Here is a 2,207-nt window from a genome sequence, read left to right as displayed (position 1 = left end):
GATGTGTATAAGAGACAGACTGGGCAGGTTGCCGGCCACGGGGACGGTGTCCAGATGCCCGGCCAGCAGCACGCGTGTCGGCCGCCCCAGCCGGGTACGGGCGAGCACCGCGTCACCGTCGCGAATGATCTCGAAGCCCGAGGTCTGGGCTCGCAGCGCGGTTTCGACCTCGTCGGCGATTCGCGCTTCGTGCCGCGACTCGCTGGGAATGTCCACCAGTGCCGCGGTCAGGGAAATCGGGTCGGAGTGCAGGTCCAGCACGCACTCAGACTAACGGGCGCGCTTGCGCCGCGAGTCCCCCGCGAGCAGACACAGAATCGCACGGGCAGTCGCCTCAACGTGCGATTCTGTGTCTGCTCGCGGAAAACGGTAACCTGACCGGCGTGACTGGAGCTTCGGGCGTCGGGTTGGCGACGCTGGCCGCAGACGGATCGGTGCTCGACACCTGGTTTCCCGCACCGGAGTTGGGCGGCTCGGGCGCGCCCGGAACCATCCGGCTCGGCGCCGGCGAGGCGCCCGCCGACCTGGCCGGTCTGGTGGGCCGCGACGAGGACCGCGGTACCGAGACGGTCGCGGTGCGCACCGTGATCGCATCCCTGGACGACACCGCCGTCGACGCCTACGACGCCTACCTGCGCCTGCACCTGTTGTCGCACCGGCTGGTGGTGCCGCACGGGCTCAACTCCGGCGGCCTGTTCGGCGTGCTGACCAACGTGGTGTGGACCAACTACGGCCCGTGCGCCGTGGAGGGCTTCGAGTCCACCCGCGCCCGGTTGCGCCGGCGCGGCCCGGTGACCGTCTACGGGGTGGACAAGTTCCCCCGCATGGTCGACTACGTGCTGCCGTCGGGCGTGCGGATCGCCGACGCCGACCGGGTGCGCCTGGGTGCGCACCTGGCGTCGGGGACTACGGTCATGCACGAAGGTTTCGTCAACTTCAACGCCGGCACGCTGGGCGCCTCGATGGTGGAGGGCCGCATCTCGGCGGGCGTGGTGGTCGGCGACGGCTCCGACGTCGGCGGCGGCGCTTCGATCATGGGCACACTGTCCGGCGGTGGCACGCAGGTCATCTCGATCGGCAAGCGCTGCCTGCTGGGAGCCAACGCCGGGCTGGGGATCCCGCTGGGCGACGACTGTGTGGTCGAGGCCGGCCTGTATGTGACCGCGGGAACCAAGGTCACGCTGCCCGACGGCACCATCACCAAGGCCCGTGAGCTGGCCGGGGGAAACAACCTGCTGTTCCGCCGCAACTCTCAGACCGGCGCGGTCGAGGTGGTGGCCCGCGACGGTCAGGGCATCGCGCTCAACGCCGACCTGCACGCCAACTAGGCGCGCCGGCTACAGCATCGCCCTGCTGATCTTGTCGCTGTCTCTGCCGATGGTCTTGCAGTAGGCGCTGACGGCCACCTGCGTTCCCGAGAGCTCCAGGTTCGAGGGCTCGCCGCCCTTTTTGTCCTCGAGCATCTTGGCCACCGCCGAGCGCTGCTTCTCGTCGCTGTGGCTGTTGAACTCTCCGCAGGTGGTGTCACCACCTTTGTTGGTGACCTTCTCCACGGCCGAACAGCCGCCGAGCAGGACCGTCGCGCAGGCAAGGACGGCCACCGCGGCGAGATTGAAGCGCTTCCAAGGGTTCACGGGACCGCCCTTCTGGTTTCGATTCGCGCCAGCCTACGTCAGCAGCGCCTTCTTGAGTACCTTTCCCATCGCATTGCGGGGCAGGGCATCGACGATCCGCACCTCCCGCGGCCGCTTGTGCACCGACAGTTGTTGAGCCACATAGTCGATCAGTTCCTCGGGCGAGGCGGCACCGTCCGGCGAGGGCACCACGAACGCGACGATCCGCTGCCCCAGATCTTCGTCGGGAAGCCCGACGACGGCCACTTCGGACACCGCGGGATGACCGAGCAGCGCGGTCTCGATCTCCCCGGCCCCGACCCGGAAGCCGCCGGTCTTGATCAGGTCGACCGATTCGCGGCCCACGATCCGGTGCATGCCGTCGGCGTCGATCACCGCCACATCCCCGGTGCGGTACCACCCGTCGGCGTCGAAGGCCGCCGCCGTCGCGTCGGGCCGGTTGAGGTATCCGTCGAACAGCGTCGGTCCGCGCACCGACAGCCGCCCGATCGTCGTACCGTCGTGCGGCACCGGGCCGCCGTCGTCGGCGACGAGCTTGGTCTGCACCCCGCGCAACGGCCTGTCTCTTATACA

Annotated in this window: 3 protein-coding genes and 1 pseudogene; 1 reads left to right on the top strand and 3 read right to left on the bottom strand. The window is 69.1% G+C overall.

Annotated features, from left to right (window positions below):
* A pseudogene (locus tag LI92_RS21010) lies at positions 1-261 on the bottom strand (succinyl-diaminopimelate desuccinylase); the annotation flags it as partial.
* Between the two features lie 113 nt (positions 262-374).
* On the opposite strand from LI92_RS21010, the gene dapD reads away from it, so the two are divergent.
* Positions 375-1,328, top strand: coding sequence for a 2,3,4,5-tetrahydropyridine-2,6-dicarboxylate N-succinyltransferase (dapD, locus tag LI92_RS21005; RefSeq protein WP_152665580.1), 954 nt, complete (start codon positions 375-377; stop codon positions 1,326-1,328).
* A gap of 9 nt (positions 1,329-1,337) precedes the next feature.
* Here dapD and LI92_RS21000 read toward each other — a convergent pair whose 3' ends face one another.
* Positions 1,338-1,634, bottom strand: a complete 297-nt coding sequence (locus tag LI92_RS21000; protein ID WP_046322382.1) for a hypothetical protein — start codon at positions 1,632-1,634, stop codon at positions 1,338-1,340.
* 33 nt (positions 1,635-1,667) lie between these two features.
* A partial coding sequence (locus LI92_RS20995) for an AMP-binding enzyme (RefSeq protein ID WP_046322388.1) occupies positions 1,668-2,207 on the bottom strand: 540 nt, incomplete at its 5' end.

The organism is Mycobacterium sp. UM_Kg1, assembly GCF_000972925.1.
Classification (GTDB): Bacteria; Actinomycetota; Actinomycetes; order Mycobacteriales; family Mycobacteriaceae; genus Mycobacterium; species Mycobacterium hiberniae.
Note: the sequence above shows the minus strand (reverse complement) of the source record. Positions and strands in the feature narration are given on the sequence as shown.